This is a genomic window from Geomicrobium sp. JCM 19038, assembly GCF_000698125.1.
GTDB lineage: Bacteria > Bacillota > Bacilli > Bacillales > Marinococcaceae > Geomicrobium_A.
Genome location: NZ_BAXA01000022.1, coordinates 13,114 through 28,111 on the forward strand (window position 1 = coordinate 13,114; position 14,998 = coordinate 28,111).

The 14,998-nt window shown below is 40.1% G+C and carries 20 protein-coding genes; 11 read left to right on the forward strand and 9 right to left on the reverse strand.

All coding sequences use genetic code 11. The features are described 5' to 3' along the window. Positions 1 to 192 precede the first annotated feature (192 nt). The 3 genes from spxA (at position 193) to JCM19038_RS18795 (ending at position 2,787) form a co-directional block, all read left to right on the forward strand. A complete protein-coding gene (gene spxA, locus JCM19038_RS18785) occupies positions 193 to 588 on the forward strand; it encodes a transcriptional regulator SpxA (RefSeq protein WP_042420842.1) in 396 nt (131 codons plus the stop codon). 315 nt (positions 589 to 903) lie between these two features. After that, positions 904 to 1,563 carry an adaptor protein MecA gene (mecA, locus tag JCM19038_RS18790; RefSeq protein WP_042420843.1) on the forward strand — a complete coding sequence of 220 codons (660 nt, stop codon included), beginning with the start codon at positions 904 to 906 and terminating at the stop codon, positions 1,561 to 1,563. Positions 1,564 to 1,659: 96 nt separating this feature from the next. Then, positions 1,660 to 2,787, forward strand: a complete 1,128-nt coding sequence (locus JCM19038_RS18795; RefSeq protein ID WP_042420845.1) for a competence protein CoiA — start codon at positions 1,660 to 1,662, stop codon at positions 2,785 to 2,787. 1 nt (position 2,788) lies between these two features. Here the strand turns inward: JCM19038_RS18795 and JCM19038_RS23020 are convergent, their stop codons facing one another. The 5 genes from JCM19038_RS23020 to JCM19038_RS18815 all read right to left on the reverse strand — a co-directional run bounded on the left by JCM19038_RS23020 (position 2,789) and on the right by JCM19038_RS18815 (position 5,725). Further along, complete coding sequence (locus tag JCM19038_RS23020; protein ID WP_193745170.1) at positions 2,789 to 2,959, reverse strand: hypothetical protein; 171 nt, start codon at positions 2,957 to 2,959, stop codon at positions 2,789 to 2,791. 73 nt (positions 2,960 to 3,032) lie between these two features. After that, positions 3,033 to 3,935 (reverse strand): ClpXP adapter SpxH family protein, encoded by a 903-nt coding sequence (locus tag JCM19038_RS18800; RefSeq protein ID WP_081831913.1) that lies wholly within the window; start codon positions 3,933 to 3,935, stop codon positions 3,033 to 3,035. Between the two features lie 27 nt (positions 3,936 to 3,962). Further along, positions 3,963 to 4,346, reverse strand: a complete 384-nt coding sequence (locus JCM19038_RS18805; protein ID WP_042420847.1) for a globin — start codon at positions 4,344 to 4,346, stop codon at positions 3,963 to 3,965. A 138-nt stretch (positions 4,347 to 4,484) separates the two neighbouring features. Beyond that, a complete protein-coding gene (locus JCM19038_RS18810; protein ID WP_373903404.1) occupies positions 4,485 to 5,087 on the reverse strand; it encodes a lytic transglycosylase domain-containing protein in 603 nt (200 codons plus the stop codon). A gap of 197 nt (positions 5,088 to 5,284) precedes the next feature. Then, on the reverse strand, positions 5,285 to 5,725 hold the full coding sequence (locus tag JCM19038_RS18815; RefSeq protein WP_052362001.1) for a CYTH domain-containing protein: 441 nt from the start codon (positions 5,723 to 5,725) through the stop codon (positions 5,285 to 5,287). Between the two features lie 65 nt (positions 5,726 to 5,790). Between JCM19038_RS18815 and JCM19038_RS18820 the strand changes: the two genes are divergently transcribed. From JCM19038_RS18820 to JCM19038_RS18835, 4 genes are read left to right on the forward strand one after another with little or no spacing between them, the layout of a single operon-like run. Beyond that, complete coding sequence (locus JCM19038_RS18820; RefSeq protein WP_052362003.1) at positions 5,791 to 6,162, forward strand: hypothetical protein; 372 nt, start codon at positions 5,791 to 5,793, stop codon at positions 6,160 to 6,162. A 16-nt stretch (positions 6,163 to 6,178) separates the two neighbouring features. Then, entirely contained in the window at positions 6,179 to 6,826 is a 648-nt protein-coding gene (locus tag JCM19038_RS18825; RefSeq protein ID WP_042420854.1) for a GTP pyrophosphokinase family protein, read from the forward strand. Positions 6,827 to 6,846: 20 nt separating this feature from the next. Then, positions 6,847 to 7,641: an NAD kinase gene (locus JCM19038_RS18830; protein ID WP_042360752.1), complete on the forward strand. Its 795-nt coding sequence runs from the start codon at positions 6,847 to 6,849 to the stop codon at positions 7,639 to 7,641. Beyond that, positions 7,634 to 8,515 carry an RluA family pseudouridine synthase gene (locus JCM19038_RS18835; RefSeq protein WP_042420899.1) on the forward strand — a complete coding sequence of 294 codons (882 nt, stop codon included), beginning with the start codon at positions 7,634 to 7,636 and terminating at the stop codon, positions 8,513 to 8,515. The genes JCM19038_RS18830 and JCM19038_RS18835 overlap by 8 nt, the downstream gene beginning before the upstream one ends. A gap of 32 nt (positions 8,516 to 8,547) precedes the next feature. Here the strand turns inward: JCM19038_RS18835 and JCM19038_RS18840 are convergent, their stop codons facing one another. Continuing rightward, positions 8,548 to 8,985 carry a hypothetical protein gene (locus JCM19038_RS18840; RefSeq protein WP_042420856.1) on the reverse strand — a complete coding sequence of 146 codons (438 nt, stop codon included), beginning with the start codon at positions 8,983 to 8,985 and terminating at the stop codon, positions 8,548 to 8,550. A gap of 10 nt (positions 8,986 to 8,995) precedes the next feature. Then, the gene (locus JCM19038_RS18845; protein ID WP_042420858.1) at positions 8,996 to 9,766 is read right to left on the reverse strand and encodes a metallophosphoesterase; all 771 of its coding nucleotides are present in this window, start codon (positions 9,764 to 9,766) and stop codon (positions 8,996 to 8,998) included. Between the two features lie 141 nt (positions 9,767 to 9,907). Here JCM19038_RS18845 and fabI point away from each other — a divergent pair, with 141 nt between their 5' ends. Together fabI and JCM19038_RS18855 are read left to right on the forward strand one after the other, a co-directional pair. Continuing rightward, positions 9,908 to 10,690 (forward strand): enoyl-ACP reductase FabI, encoded by a 783-nt coding sequence (gene fabI / locus JCM19038_RS18850; protein WP_042420860.1) that lies wholly within the window; start codon positions 9,908 to 9,910, stop codon positions 10,688 to 10,690. Between the two features lie 53 nt (positions 10,691 to 10,743). Then, positions 10,744 to 10,980 (forward strand): hypothetical protein, encoded by a 237-nt coding sequence (locus tag JCM19038_RS18855; protein ID WP_042420862.1) that lies wholly within the window; start codon positions 10,744 to 10,746, stop codon positions 10,978 to 10,980. 39 nt (positions 10,981 to 11,019) lie between these two features. Here the strand turns inward: JCM19038_RS18855 and JCM19038_RS24045 are convergent, their stop codons facing one another. Together JCM19038_RS24045 and JCM19038_RS18860 are read right to left on the reverse strand one after the other, a co-directional pair. Next, complete coding sequence (locus JCM19038_RS24045; RefSeq protein ID WP_052362008.1) at positions 11,020 to 11,244, reverse strand: hypothetical protein; 225 nt, start codon at positions 11,242 to 11,244, stop codon at positions 11,020 to 11,022. Beyond that, a complete protein-coding gene (locus tag JCM19038_RS18860; RefSeq protein WP_052362010.1) occupies positions 11,238 to 12,686 on the reverse strand; it encodes an ABC transporter substrate-binding protein in 1,449 nt (482 codons plus the stop codon). Before JCM19038_RS18860 ends, JCM19038_RS24045 begins: the two co-directional genes overlap by 7 nt. Positions 12,687 to 13,116: 430 nt before the next feature. Between JCM19038_RS18860 and JCM19038_RS18865 the strand changes: the two genes are divergently transcribed. Next, entirely contained in the window at positions 13,117 to 14,037 is a 921-nt protein-coding gene (locus JCM19038_RS18865; protein ID WP_042420865.1) for an ABC transporter permease, read from the forward strand. A 12-nt stretch (positions 14,038 to 14,049) separates the two neighbouring features. Then, complete coding sequence (nikB, locus tag JCM19038_RS18870; RefSeq protein ID WP_042360712.1) at positions 14,050 to 14,970, forward strand: nickel ABC transporter permease; 921 nt, start codon at positions 14,050 to 14,052, stop codon at positions 14,968 to 14,970. Positions 14,971 to 14,998 lie beyond the last annotated feature (28 nt).

Here is a 14,998-nt window from a genome sequence, read left to right on the forward strand (position 1 = left end):
AATCAGGTGAATTGCTCACAGAATTGACCTTGCTTAGATTAGAATAATTATTGTATAATGAATGTAATCTCACTTTTTTAAAGCAAAGCAAGTGTGTACTTACGAGCAATTTGCTTTATGGAATACACGATGAAATGAGAATAGTAATCATTTTAGTATTGAACTTATTTGCAAAAGGGAGAGGGTCCTACTATGGTGACGTTGTTAACTTCGCCGAGCTGTACTTCTTGTCGAAAAGCGAAAAGTTGGTTGGAAGAACATAGCATCCCGTTTCAAGAGCGCAACATCTTTTCAGAACCTCTTTCAGTTGCTGAGGTTAAAGATATTGTTCGCATGACTGAAGATGGAACCGATGAGATTGTCTCAAAGCGCTCGAAGATTTTTCAAGAGCTTAATGTTGATGTGGACACGTTACCACTCCAGCAACTCTTTGAGTTAATTAGTGAACACCCTGGTTTGCTACGAAGACCGATCATTTTTGATGAGAAGCGTCTTCAAGTCGGATACAACGAAGCGGAGATTCGCCGTTTCTTACCACGCCAAATTCGCACATATTTCTTGCAAGAAGCGCAGAAGCTCGTTAATTGACAAAGTAAAACTTCTATCACCTTGCGGGTAGAAGTTTTTTTCTTTAAATGAGCAAATTACTTCATAAATGTATGCACTCTGATATACACTAATAAAACACCTTTTAAGATCACATTTCATGACACATGTGGCTCTTGAAATTCCATTTGATAAATGGTATAAATGAACAACCTTAGGAATAGCATTCTTTTCATGAGAAATGGTACAGTTATCCTTAACAAAGCCGGAGAGTTCGTATAGAATATAATGTAGAGACCACGAACACATCTCCATGAAGAATGTGAGCATCCACTTTAACCCGAGGAGGGAGAAATCGTGGAAATAGAAAGAATTAATGATACAACCATTAAATTTTATATTACCTATGCTGATATTGAGGATAGAGGTTTTGACAGCGAAGAGATCTGGTACAATCGTGAGCGTGGAGAAGAGTTTTTCTTTGAGATGATTAATGAAGCGCATGATCACGAGAATTTCGAGATTGAGGGCCCTCTATGGATTCAAGTTCAGGCATTTGATAAAGGACTGGAGATTGTCGTTACACGTGGCCAGATGAATGATGGCAATGTGAAGCTTGAAATCCCAGTTTCTAAAGACAAAGATGATGATATGGATGAAAGCATTGTAGATATGCTGGATGAGCAGCTACGTAGTCGTAAGAAGGAAAGAGATGCGGGAACTGTTGAAGATCCATTAAGTATTGTCATTGCGTTTGCTGATTTTGAAGATTTAATTCGATTGAGTCAATCTGTCACATTGAACCAAGTTAAAAATGAAGTTTACTCAATGGAGAACACGTATTACTTGCATATTGAATTTGATGATTTCTACGATGAAGATGAGCAAGACAATATTTTAAGTCGCGTCTTAGAGTTCGGAAATGAATCAGACGTATCGATTTATCGTATTAAAGAATACGGCAATACAATTGTTAGTGAAAATGGATTGCATGTCATATCCACGCACTTCTCATAAAAAAAGTGAATCCAATTGGATTTGCTTTTTTGCAGGATTTTTTATTCCTATGACGAATTACCTATTAATTAAAGGGGTTATGAGAGGAAGTGGACAATGTTCACAGCGATTAATAGTCATGGTGAAACGATTTGTCTTTTACATTTACAAAAGGATTCAACAAAAATGCGAGCGACTACATGGCATTGCCCCCAATGTCATGAAGAGGTAATCTACAAAAATGGACTTGCTAAGCGACCTCATTTTGCGCATACAAGTCAATCAATTTGTTCAAAGAAAGAAGAAGAGACAGAAGAGCATTTGCAAGGAAAACAACAATTGTATGAGTGGTTGCGTCCTTTTGCCGATGATCTTGAAATCGAAAAGTGGTTGCCCGATGTCAATCAACGACCAGATGTCTGGTGCGTTATAAATGGGGCGGTATATGTGTTTGAAGTACAATGCTCAGCAATTGAAAGAAAAGAAATTAAACGACGCTCGTCTAACTACTTTAACCATGGAATTCAAGTCATTTGGGTTTTGCCAGAGCGGTATTTGCATCGTTCATCAAGTTCTGTGTATTTGCAAGAGTGGCAACTTGAAACGTGTAGCGTTTTTCCACATTCTTATCCTCGTTTGTTGTTCATCGGAAAGCAGTTGCAAATGGTAACGCTTGTGAGTTATCTTTCTCCTCGCAAATCCTCTGCATTTACAGAATCACTGCCTTACACATATTCCAGTTTCAAAAAAATCATTCAGCCATCCTCAGTTAATTTAGAACAATTATCTGGCCAGCTGATCTATAAAAATGAGTGCCGTTATGGGAAGAGGCAACTAGCAAAAGGGCTGTCGTTACTCGTGCAGGAGGAGCTATTGGCTGCCCGGTGTCCAATCCACTTACATCCTTCCGAAGTCGGATGGTACGTTCCGGCACAAGTGTATATTAATGAACCCCCGTTAATTTGGCAATTGTACGTCTATTTAAACTTGCAAAAGCATCAAGATCAAGGTTTAGAGGAATGGATTGAAAGGGAAAGATCAGAAATAGCAAAACAATTGCAAATTACCGAACGCCAGGCGGAACTTGCGATGGTTCAATACTTTTATTTGTATAAACGAATGACCACCTTGGCGAATCGAGGAGCCACTCACCCATTCCCAAAGTCAGCGGATGAAGGTCATCGTTACGATCAAACGTGCTTTTTATATTCTAACTGCTCAATTACGAGAGCAGAGCTTGGTTAATTTAAGAAAAGCCTTTAAACCGTTTACGTTCATTGAACAAATGAACGGTAAACAAAATAGATATGAATAGCAATGGAACAGCAACCCATAAAGGAATAAACCGAAGTACAGACATTAGAAAGAGAACGTAGCTAACTACGATTGTTGTAATTCCTAAAACGAATGGTTTCATCATGCTACCTCCAATCTAAGTACAGTATATGTACGTAGTAATGGTAAACATGCTAAAAAAAACGGAAGAGTCATTACTCTTCCGTTCGACAATTGTATTTCCAAAACTCACCGTGCTTTACAGGAACGCATTCAACTTTTTGTTGAAGTTGTAATCGTTTCATCGCTGATTTGGTTTCTTTTGTCGTCAAATCAAACACTTCCGCAATTTCTGCGGTTGCAACGAGTGAATAATGCCTGACGAAAGACAATAAATCGTGTTTCATCTCGGGCACTGGTGTTTTGCCTAATACCTCAGTGAGAATATCTTCATACACATCATACGAATGTAGTCCCGAGATCATCACACCTGCATCTTCAATACAATCATTAAAGAAAATCATAGATGGTACTTCACTGACTCCCATTTCATTCTTCGTGCGAAGATCACTTTCTAATGCTTGTTTAGCCAAGTCAGAATGGAAGTCTTTTTGAAATTCAATCTCGTCTAGACCTGCTTCTTGTGCACATTTGAGTAATACATGGTCGTCTGTCACATCTTGCTTGTTTAGGAATAACGCTTCTCGCACACGCCTTAAAAAGCGCATGCCACATTGTCTGCCTTGCATCTCTGCTGCTTTTATAGCAATCGACGGTGTTTCAGGAACAGAAATCGGGTTCTCGTACCAAAAATCTCCGTCACAACACATCCCTGTTTGCGTACTCGTAATGTCCCATAGATCTGAAAGTGTACGTTGGTTTTGCTCATGAATTCGTGCACTTGCGTTTTCGGGCATGACTACATACCGTACTTTAATATATTGATTATACTCATTGAGTAATTTCTTTAGTTTTGGCTCAATGCCCCAACACAGTGGGCAAAGAGGATCAGTAAATACATAAATTTCTACACGATGATCGTTGATGAGGTGCTCTCGTTGATCGCCAGCAGCCTCACCGCAAGTCCCTGTATAATAATTGCACTGTTCTTTTGTCATTACCAAGGTACATCCCCCTTTCAAGATCTAATGTTGATTTACCATGTGTGAAGCTGTAAGTGATAATCGATGAAACCATTCTTCTGTAGCTTCTTGTGGTAGGTCATGATCCTCGATGGCAAGCTTCATACATACGAGCCATGCTTCTGCGCGTCTCGGTGTAATTTCAAATGGCAAATGTCTTGCTCGAAGTCTCGGATGCCCATGCTCTGCAGTATATAAGGGTTGTCCCCCTGTGAATTGTGTCATAAATTGAACTTGTTTCCGCTTCGTTTCGGTTAATTCTTCTGGAAATAATGGACTAAGATCAGGATGCTCAGAGACGTAATCATAAAAGGTCCCAATCACTCGCTCAAGAGCTTCTGTTCCGCCAAGACGTTCAAATAATGACGTTGGTTGAATGATTGTCATAACTTGTTAGCTCCCTTATAACGAACTATTATCATTGTAGCAACGAGTGAAGATCTCGGCAAATAGTATGAACTGGACAAAAAGAAGCATGAACTGTCGGTCGTTCATAATGACAGTTCATGCTTCTTATTTAATAAGTTAGGCAAGTCCATTGTATGTGTTTAGTACTTTAGGAACATACCGCTCAGTTTCCCTAAATGGAGGAACGCCATTGTAACGATCAACATTACCAGGTCCAGCATTGTAAGCAGCCAAAGCGAGTGTTACATCACCATTGTAGCGATTTAACATGTCACGTATGTATCGCGTACCACCATCAATATTCGCTCTTGGATCATAAGGGTTGTCGACATTTAATGATCGTGCAGTACCAGGCATGAGTTGCATTAACCCTTGCGCGCCAGCATGACTAGTAGCATTAGGGTTAAACGATGATTCATTTTCAATAATTGCATAAATTAGACGTTCATCTACCCCATATTTAGCAGCACTTTCTTGGATGTAAGCGTTAAAAGGCGTCGTTGGTAATGAGTTAGACATCCCATCTGTTACATTGCCATGTAGGAGCGTTGGGAATGTAGGTTGGCTCATGTTATGGTCATTTGTGGCTATGCCACTATGAACCGTTTGCGTTTGTAACGATTGCAAAATGGACGCAAAAGATAACGTAGCCGTTTGCTCTTTTACAATACTTGGTGCCTTTAGTGAAGATGTCGTGGGAAGGTGTGACAAAGGATGGATAGCTTTCAATACAACCCGCTCCTTATTCTGTAGTATACTTTGACTATAGCAAATGTTTTATTGTTTTTATAGCTTTTCTTTCCGTTTGAAAAAGCGTTTGACTTTCGGATCAGGTTCATCGGCAATTGACAAGTTAAATGATGACTGGATCGTATTCATTACGGAGTCGACATGTTGTTTTGATGTGCCTTCGAATTCTAGTTCATAATCATCCACCCTAGATAGCGACTATGATCAAAGAACAACGTCCCGCCTTCATATGGAATTGTCGCACGATTGGTTTCTAAAGATCCTAAATGGATAAGTCGAGTGCTTTCTATGAACCATTGCTCTTTCAGCCAAGTGAGTAGCTGAGACTGATCGCTTTGTGGCAATTCATTCGTATGAAGAGTTTCGTGCCGCTCCAAAGAGCCACTTTTTTCTTTAACTTTCAAGGTTAGCACATAGCTTCCAGATTTTTCACGAATGCGCAACACAGCGTTTCGTTCTTTTATTTGAAAGCTTCCTGTGTCAAAATAATGATTGTGCTGTGTCTGAAAGTCCTCTTTTTTCAACTTGAAATGATTACATAGCTTTGTAAACTCATCTGATGTAAGTAATTGTTTCGCTTCAATTTCAAATTCTTCATGAGTTGTCATGATCATCAACCTCCTGTTGCATTATGTCATAATCTAGGAGTAGTAAGCAAAGGAGATTAGCATTTATGTCCAATATAACCGTAGATCAAATCGCAATTGTCGATCAAAAAGCGATGATCATTCCAAAAGACGATTCGTTTAAAGTGTCGACATTCAAAGATGCCGAGCGAATGTTAGCTGATTCAGATGAATTAGCGTTCGTTTATGTCGTTGAAAACGAAGGATCATTTTATCATGTAAGGTTGCCAGAGATGTTTTGGCCAATACTCGAGGAAATTTACGAACATCATTATCCCGTTTATCTGGGAAATGAAGAGTTATTGCTTGACTCTTTCCAAGATGAGATGGAATATTTACTTGATAATATCCCAGATAATAATAACTACGGAAGCGAAATGGCTGACGCTGTTGTGAAACATTTTCTCGAAAGAAAGTGACTAAGGGAGAAGGTGTATGATGGAAAATTGGGAGTTAGACTTACAACCGTATAAACAAGCCGTTGAAGAATTAAAAGTGAAACTTAGAAGTTTACGTGAGCAATACCAACGCTCTTCTAGACATACACCGATTGAGTTTGTCACTGGAAGGGTAAAGCCGATTGGTAGCATTGAAGAAAAAGCAAAACGAAAAGACATTCCTTTACGTGAATTAGAGCAGCGGATGCAAGATATTGCTGGGATCCGTATCGTTTGCCAATTTGTAACAGATATCGATACGATTGTAGACATGATTCGAAGTCGTAAAGACATTACGATCATTAACGAGCGTGACTATATAAAGGAAAAGAAATCGAGCGGGTATCGCTCATTCCATATGGTGATTGATTATCCAGTTCATACGATTAAAGGAACGAAACATATTCTCGTTGAAATTCAGGTGCGAACGATGGCAATGAATTTCTGGGCGACGATTGAGCATTCTTTGAACTATAAATATCGTGGTGAAATTCCAGACGATATTAAAGAGCGATTGTATCGAGCTTCTGAAGCTGCTTATAATTTGGATGAAGAAATGTCAAAAATACAAGGTGAAGTGCGAGAGGCTCAGTCGATCATTGCACTAAGGCAAGGTGAACATCGAACATCATTTAAGAACGGATGATAAGGAGGGAACACGTGAACATGAAATACGACGTCACATCTCGTGGCGATGACACGTCTAATGAGATTGCTGAGTTAATTCGTAAAGGCTTAAATGAGCATCAGTTACAACAAGATGAACAAGAACCCGAGATTGTTATATCAGTTGGGGGAGATGGAACGTTACTTGAAGCTTTTCATAAGCATAAGCATCGGCTTCAACATACCTGTTTTGTTGGTGTACATACAGGACATTTAGGTTTTTACGCAGATTGGATTCCAGATGAAGCAGAAAAGTTGGTCATCCATATTGCAAAGACCCCTTTCCAAGTTGTAGAGTACCCGTTACTTGAAGTTACGGTTCGTTATCATCGTGCAGGATCATCAGATCGCCATTTGGCGCTTAATGAATGCACAGTTAAAACGACAGAAGGATCACTCGTTTGTAACGTTGAGATTAAAGGAGAAGTGTTTGAAACGTTTCGTGGAGACGGGTTGTGCATTTCTACACCTTCTGGGAGTACGGCATACAACAAAGCATTAGGAGGAGCGATTTTACATCCATCGCTCGCTTCGATGCAAATTGCTGAAATGGCATCGATTAATAACCGTGTCTACCGAACAATCGGTTCACCACTCGTACTACCAGAGCATCATACGTGTTTGTTAAAACCATTAAATGATGTGAGTATGCAAATGACGATTGATCATTATTCGCTCGTAAACAAGGATATTGAATCCATTCAGTGCCGCGTATCTGATGAATACGTCCGTTTTGCACGTTTTCGTCCGTTTCCATTTTGGAAGCGAGTAAAAGAGTCATTTATTGGTGAGTAGATTACTACATTGGGAATGGGAAGTACGTTCACAACATCATCCGCTAAAGCACTTTCTGCAAGAGGAAAAGAAGATGTCACGTCGAACGCTTACATTCATTAAACGCTTTGGAGAACTTCGTGTAAATGGAAAGAAAACAAATGTTAACACAGTGATTACGAATGGGGATCTCGTCACTGTTGGCATGCCATTAACGGATCACCCTGAACATTTTAGTGAAAACAACCAAACCATTGATATTCTATTTGAAGATAAACACCTCATTGTCGTAAACAAGCAACCAGGGATGAGTACGTTACCAACCCAAGGTGTACGCGGACGTTCATTAGCAGAAGCAATCATGCACTATGCGCGTATAAGTGAGCAATATTTTGGTGTGCATCCAGTAAATCGACTCGATCGCTTTACGAGTGGCATAGTAGTGTTTGCAAAACACCGGTACGCACATGACTTTTTAACAAAGTCTTTTCATGATAAACGTTACATCGCAGTAGTTGATGGACAGTTTCCGGTTGAAGAGAAGAAGATTTCATTACCGATCGGTCGCCATCGATCATCAATTGTGGAGCGGCAAGTGACGGTAACAGGCAAGCCGGCAAAAACAATAGTTAAACGTATTGAAGAACATAAACGGTACACAGTATTATCAGTGAAATTGTTTACGGGCCGTACACACCAAATACGTGTCCATCTAAGTGCGATTGGCTATCCAATTGTAGGTGATACATTGTATGGTTCAATATCGAATCAGCTTAATCGGCAAGCTTTGCATGCAGCCAACTACGTAACGGTTCACCCGATTACTCAAAAACCAATACAATTTTATGCACCTACTCCAAAAGACATCGTTCAACTTCTAAGTATCAACCTATAAAAACAACCAGACGCCTAAGCGTCTGGTTGTTTTTAATCAGTTTCAGCGTGATCGAAAGTGAAGCGGTAAATCTCATTGCCTTCATCGTCTTCAACGTAAGCTTCAATTCCAGTTAGCACGTGTTCCTCTTCTATAGGTTCTGAAAGAGGGAATGAGGCATTCACGACAAAACTCCCTTCAGCGCTAATGGAAAATTCTTCGCCGTCTGTAGCGATTGCATCGTAATCAATAATCTCTTGAAGATCTTCGTCTACAACATCAAAGTGTAAATAAATATCCTCAGTTGGCGTATCTTCCTCATTGATCATGCGAGCATGGATTGTCATAGAAGGTGGATCAGTCGTCAAATAAAGGGCAGACTCTTCAGGGTCATGTTGAACAATTCCATCAGTTTGCTTTGGGGTAGCACCACAAGCAGTAAGAAGGCTGAGTGTTAGTGCCAACGGTAAAATTCGTTTTGTTTTTTGCATAATCTATTCCTCACTTATAGTCATCGATTGTTTCTTCGTGTTCATAAGAATTAAATTTGTCTACTTGTAATGGCTGGTTGGAGCTAACCGTTGAAAATGTTAATTCAGGATAATGAAAAGCGGTTAACTTGCCACCAAATACACAACCAGTATCAATATTAATGGTAGCGTTAAAGACCCTTGGCGAAATGACGGGAGTATGTCCGTATATTACCCAAGGCATAGTACGCTTTTCATTTAACGCCCAATCGCGGCGTATTGGCGGCTGTCCTTTTTTTGTTGATTGATGATCAACGTCACCATAAAGCACAAATGATTGTATTTGGCGTCCGTTCTTACCGATGTCTTGTCGCTTAATTCCTGCATGACTACAAACAACGTTTCCATGATCTAATACTAAGTATAACGAAGACTGCTCATACAGTTGCATAAATTTCCTCTTGATGAGTTGATGTTCGTCTTGAGAGAGGGCATGGAGCTCCGCAACAGTCGTTTCGAGTCCGTGATTAATGACGACTCGATTGCCTTTAAAGTAGCGGTATAATTTGTTGCAATGGTTACCAGGAACATAAAGGGCTGTTTTACGCTCATATACGAGCCAGTGAACGAGACTAATCATTTGTAGTGAGTCGGGACCACGGTCTGTAATATCACCGATAAATACGAGCGTACGGTTTTCTGGATGTATTCCATTTTTGTAACCACAAGTTCGTATTAATTGTAAACATTCTTCATAACAACCGTGTGTGTCGCCAATGATGTCATAGAACTGTTCAGACATAATACGATTCACCTCTGATTAAAAATGATAGCAGTTTCAAATGGAGAATTCTAGTGAACGTATCGTGATTTTTCATTTCGACTATGTTATAATTATGACCAGGTACTAGAACGTGCATACAACCGGAAGGGGAAATGAATGATGGCTTTATCATTAGAAGGACGTACATACGTCATTATGGGAGTTGCCAATAAACGAAGTATCGCTTGGGGAATTACTCGCAGTTTAGCAAATGCAGGGGCAACACTTGTGTTTACGTATGCGGGTGAGCGGTTAGAGAAAAATGTGAGAGAGCTTGCGAGTTCAATTGGACAAACAGATTTTATTTACCCTTGTGACATTACGAGTGATGAAGAAATCGATGCAACGTTTAAACAAATTAAAGAAGAAGTAGGCGTCATTCATGGACTTGCTCATTGTATCGCATTTGCAAAGTCCGAAGATCTAGACGGTTCTTTTGTGGAAACGTCAAGAGAAGGGTTTAAGCTTGCGCATGACATTAGTGCATATTCATTAACAGCCGTTGCTCATGCAATTGATCGCCACGAACTAATGGCTGAAGGCGGTTCAATTGTAACATTGACATACCTAGGTGGAGAGCGTGTTGTTAAGAATTATAACGTTATGGGAGTCGCAAAAGCCGCACTAGATGCGAGCATGAAATATTTAGCGAACGATTTAGGCGCTAAAGGCATTCGTGTAAATGCGATTTCGGCAGGACCGATTCGTACACTTTCTGCTAAAGGAATTGCAGGGTTTAATAGTGTACTAAAAGAAATTGAAGATAAAGCACCTCTACACAGAACTGTAACGACTGAAGAAGTCGGTGATACGGCACTATTCTTAATGAGTGACTTATCTAAAGCGATTACTGGTGAGACGATTCACGTTGATGGGGGATACCATATTATCGGCATGGGTTAAATACTAAGGGTTTTGGCAATGCTTCTTAGTAAACGTATTGAGAAGCAAAGTGAGTGATCGGTATGTATTCGGCAGTTTCAGAACGATTTCTTCGTCTCATCCTTGAAAAGGATTACCGTCCTTTAACCGAGATGGAACGAGCGGAACTTAATGAAAGTAAAACATATTTACAAAACTATTATTGGGAAAAAGAAAAGCTGCAAGCGATGAGTTATTTGGCTTATGCTACAGAAGACGATGCATGGCAAAAAACGATTCATGAACAAGTTGATCGCTTAAATGGCCATTAAAAAAGCATGCGCGAATGCGCATGCTTTTTTATGTTGAAATTAGTAGCTAGAGCCACCAGCTTCTTCTGAAATACTAACATTTGAAAGATCGAATTGTCCGTTTGGATGTTGAACAAATCCTTCTACTGAATCAAGAATACCAACGCGAAGATCATCAAAAGCAGTATAGATCATTGGAGCTTCATCTACGAGAATTTCTTGAACTTGACTATATAGTTCTTCACGTTCTGATGGATCTTCTGCTTGACGTGCTTGATCTAACAATTCGTCAACTTCTTCATTTGTATAGAATGAGCGGTTCCAACTTCACCGTGGTTATCAGAGTGGAACAATGAGTACATGCCATAGTCTGCATCTCCAGTTACAGTAACCCAACCGAGTACGAACAGTTCACTGTCGCCTTCTCCAGTTTCTTCAAGGAACGCACCCCATTCAACTTGTTCGAGTTGTGCATTAATTCCGTTTGCATTTAACTGATCTTGAATGTAAACAGCTGTTTGTTCACGAATAGGGTTACCAGCGTTCATTTTAATTGTAATGTCAAACCCATCTTCGTACCCTGCTTCTGCTAACAATTCCTGAGCAAGTTCTGGGTCATAACCAATGTCTTCTAATTCAGGATCATAACCAAATACGAGTTCGTTAATTGGTCCCTTAGCACCTGAACCGTATCCTTCGTAAATTCCTTCAACAAGTTCTTCATTATTAATTGATAATGAGATGGCTTGACGTACTCGAACGTCATCTAAAGGTTCAGCTTCAGTATTAAAGCCAACATACGTTAAACTTAAGCTCGGTACAGCTAAAAGGCTTGCACCATCAATTGATTCAACTTGATTTACAAGTGCTGGTTGAATCTGGTCAGCAATATGAATGTCGCCATTTGTTAAGTTACCAATTCTTGTTGGCTCTTCTTCAATGACTTGGAAGACAACTGAATCGACATTTGCAGCGTCTCCCCAATAGTTTTCATTAGCAGTAAAGCGAATATCAGACCCTTGACTCCAAGAATCAAAAACGAATTGACCCGTTCCGCCTTCACCTTCACCAATATCGAGGTTAATTTCACCTGCATCATGTTGTTCAATGGCTACTTCGCTAATAATTCCACCAGCATTGTGTGCAAGGTGATTTGGAAGAGGTGCAAATGGGAACTCAGTGGTAATTTGAACAGTTTGCTCGTCTACGGCTTCAACAGAATCAATCATTTCGTAAAGAAATGCACCTTGAGAAGCTACTTCTGGATCTCTGATTCTATCAAGAGTCGCAACGACATCATCAGCAGTCAATTCTTCACCGTTATGAAATTCAATGCCTTCATGCAATGAAAATTCCCATGTAGTATCATCAATTTGTTCATAACTTTCAGCTAGACCATCTGTTGTTAATTCATTTGTTTCTGAATCAAGTGTGACGAGTGTTTCATAAACAAGAGAGCGGTATTTAGCAGATGGATTGTCATTCGATCCGTGTGGATCCATTGAAACCCCGTCTGCTGCAACAGCGATCACTAGCTCACCGCCGTCACCAGCTGCAACCTCACCGTCACCCTCGTCGTCACCATCTTCAGTCTCTTCTGTCTCTTCTGCTGAGCCGTCACTACCTTCAGTTTCTTCAGTCTCTTCTGGATCGGACGAACATGCAGCAAGTGCTAATGTAGCAGCTAATGATAGTGTTACGACACTTGACTTTTTAAACTTTCGCAATTTTATATCCCCCTTTTAATGTAAAACAAGTTTAGAAATACTATAAACTACGAATTAAAAACTTTCAATACTCTTTTTTGCGAAAAAAATATTAAAACAATACATTTATTTACGATTTACAACAATTTATTCCTGTTGTAAGCTTTGTATTATTGATTTTCGTTAAGTATAGTAAAAGGGGGCAACATGAAAGGTATTAGTTTCCAATAGTTTTCTTGAGGAAATGAGTGTACATTAAACGAATATCAATCACATTAAAAGAGAGAACGCATCGTAAACGGAGGAATATGACAGAAAAATTAACAGATTATATTGTATTCAGAGTGAACATTGATATAATTAAACGAACCATGTAAAATCATGTCGATGTTTCATTGTGCATGTAGCGCTTGTCGCTAAAGAATCATAATAAGAAGGGGTTGAGCAGCACATGGGGTCAACCGTTAACCAAAGCCCGGGTAAAGCAGAAATTGCAGCTCCGGAGTCTCGGTTTAAAGGATTAATGAAGCAACTTATTCGTAACAAATCATCTTTATTTGGCGGGATCATTCTCATTTTCTTCTTATTGATCGCGCTATCAACGGTGCTTTCCCAATGGATTCCAGGTTGGAACTTCTCTTTAATGACGCATAGTCCAACCTCAACAGACGTCTTAAATCGTTTTGCACCACCGTCTGCAGATCATTGGTTTGGTACTGACCAAAACGGACGAGACATTTACAGTCGGATTATTTTTGGTACACATCTTACGATTTGGATTGGAACTTCTGCAGTACTTATAGGTGCCGTTTTCGGAATATTTTTCGGTCTTTTAGCGGGCTACTATGGAAAGATTTGGGATACAATTATTATGCGTGCAGCAGATATCCTACTTGCGTTCCCAGGAATTCTTTTAGCACTTGCAATTGTTAGTGCTTTAGGTGCAAGTATGAACAACGTAATTATCGCACTTTCCATCTATAATATTCCTGTATTTGCAAGGATTGTTCGCGGTTCCGTACTTGAAGTGAAGAATATTGAGTACGTGGAAGCGATTCGAGCACTCGGTGCAAGAGACGGCAAAATTATTTTCCAACATATCTTACCGAACGTATCTTCACCAATCATTGTACAAGCCTCTTTACAAATTGCGACGACAATTCTAAGTGCCGCAGGTTTATCTTTCCTCGGTGTAGGGGTGCAACCACCGCTTCCTGAGTGGGGTGCAATGTTAAATGATGGAAGATCGTACATGTGGGACAACCCACACTTAACTATATTCCCAGGAATTGCAATTGTGTTACTCGTACTCGCTTTCAACATGTTAGGTGATGGTTTACGAGATGCACTTGATCCGAGATCGAAAAAGTAAGGAGGAATAGACGTGCATATTTTCATTTTACGCCGCTTGTTACAGCTTATACCGGTATTGTTCGGTGTTACCCTCGTTGCCTTTTTGATCATTCAATTAGTACCTGGGGATGTAGCCCAAGTTATGGCAGGGGAAGCTGCTTCTGAAGCTCAATTAGAACAAATGAGAGAAAATTTAGGATTAAATGATCCACTCGTCGTTCAGTACGGTCGTTTCTTAGGAGATCTCATCATGTTTGACCTTGGAGAATCGGTTCGAACTGGACAACCAGTAATGGATATCATAGCACCGCGCTTTATAATAACTGTTGAACTGGCCCTTTGGGGTATGGTCGTAGCTGTTTCTGTAGGTCTGTTCTTCGGAATTCTTTCAGCGACGTACCGTAATACAATTCGTGACTATGGAACAATGACGTTGGCCGTTGTAGGTCTGTCAATGCCAAACTTCTGGTTAGGTCTCCTTTTGATCTACTGGTTCTCGATACAACTCGGAGTTTTACCGACCTCTGGTTGGGGGACGTGGCAGCAAGTCATCATGCCAGCCATAACGATGGGTACAGCAGGTGCCGCAGTTATTGCAAGAATGACACGTTCGAGCATGTTAGAAGTCATTGATCAAGATTATGTACGTACAGCTCGTGCTAAAGGTGTAAGTGAGCGCTTTGTCGTCTATAAGCACGCATTTCGTAATGCATTAATACCTGTTGTGACAGTCATTGGTCTACAATTCGGTTATTTCTTAAGTGGAGCTGTACTTACAGAGAACGTATTTGCGATTAACGGACTAGGGCGACTCGTTGTAGATGCCATTAGTCAACGAGATTTTCCAGTTGTACAAGGTGCAGTAATCGTACTTGCAATCACGTTTGTTTTCGTGAACTTCCTCGTCGATATTGCGTACCGAGTATTAAACAAACGAATTGATTTGAACTAATTCATGGTAGAAGCCCACGATCCGATAT

Excerpts from the sequence above, each read along its gene's own strand:
- spxA (WP_042420842.1), top strand. The coding sequence starts at position 193 with ATGGTGACGTTGTTAACTTCGCCGAGCTGTACTTCTTGTCGAAAAGCG.
- JCM19038_RS18795 (WP_042420845.1), top strand. The coding sequence starts at position 1,660 with ATGTTCACAGCGATTAATAGTCATGGTGAAACGATTTGTCTTTTACAT.
- JCM19038_RS23020 (WP_193745170.1), bottom strand. The coding sequence starts at position 2,959 with ATGAAACCATTCGTTTTAGGAATTACAACAATCGTAGTTAGCTACGTT.
- JCM19038_RS18800 (WP_081831913.1), bottom strand. The coding sequence starts at position 3,935 with ATGACAAAAGAACAGTGCAATTATTATACAGGGACTTGCGGTGAGGCT.
- JCM19038_RS18805 (WP_042420847.1), bottom strand. The coding sequence starts at position 4,346 with ATGACAATCATTCAACCAACGTCATTATTTGAACGTCTTGGCGGAACA.
- JCM19038_RS18815 (WP_052362001.1), bottom strand. The coding sequence starts at position 5,725 with ATGACAACTCATGAAGAATTTGAAATTGAAGCGAAACAATTACTTACA.
- JCM19038_RS18820 (WP_052362003.1), top strand. The coding sequence starts at position 5,791 with ATGTCCAATATAACCGTAGATCAAATCGCAATTGTCGATCAAAAAGCG.
- JCM19038_RS18825 (WP_042420854.1), top strand. The coding sequence starts at position 6,179 with ATGATGGAAAATTGGGAGTTAGACTTACAACCGTATAAACAAGCCGTT.
- JCM19038_RS18830 (WP_042360752.1), top strand. The coding sequence starts at position 6,847 with ATGAAATACGACGTCACATCTCGTGGCGATGACACGTCTAATGAGATT.
- JCM19038_RS18840 (WP_042420856.1), bottom strand. The coding sequence starts at position 8,985 with ATGCAAAAAACAAAACGAATTTTACCGTTGGCACTAACACTCAGCCTT.
- JCM19038_RS18845 (WP_042420858.1), bottom strand. The coding sequence starts at position 9,766 with ATGTCTGAACAGTTCTATGACATCATTGGCGACACACACGGTTGTTAT.
- fabI (WP_042420860.1), top strand. The coding sequence starts at position 9,908 with ATGGCTTTATCATTAGAAGGACGTACATACGTCATTATGGGAGTTGCC.
- JCM19038_RS18865 (WP_042420865.1), top strand. The coding sequence starts at position 13,117 with ATGGGGTCAACCGTTAACCAAAGCCCGGGTAAAGCAGAAATTGCAGCT.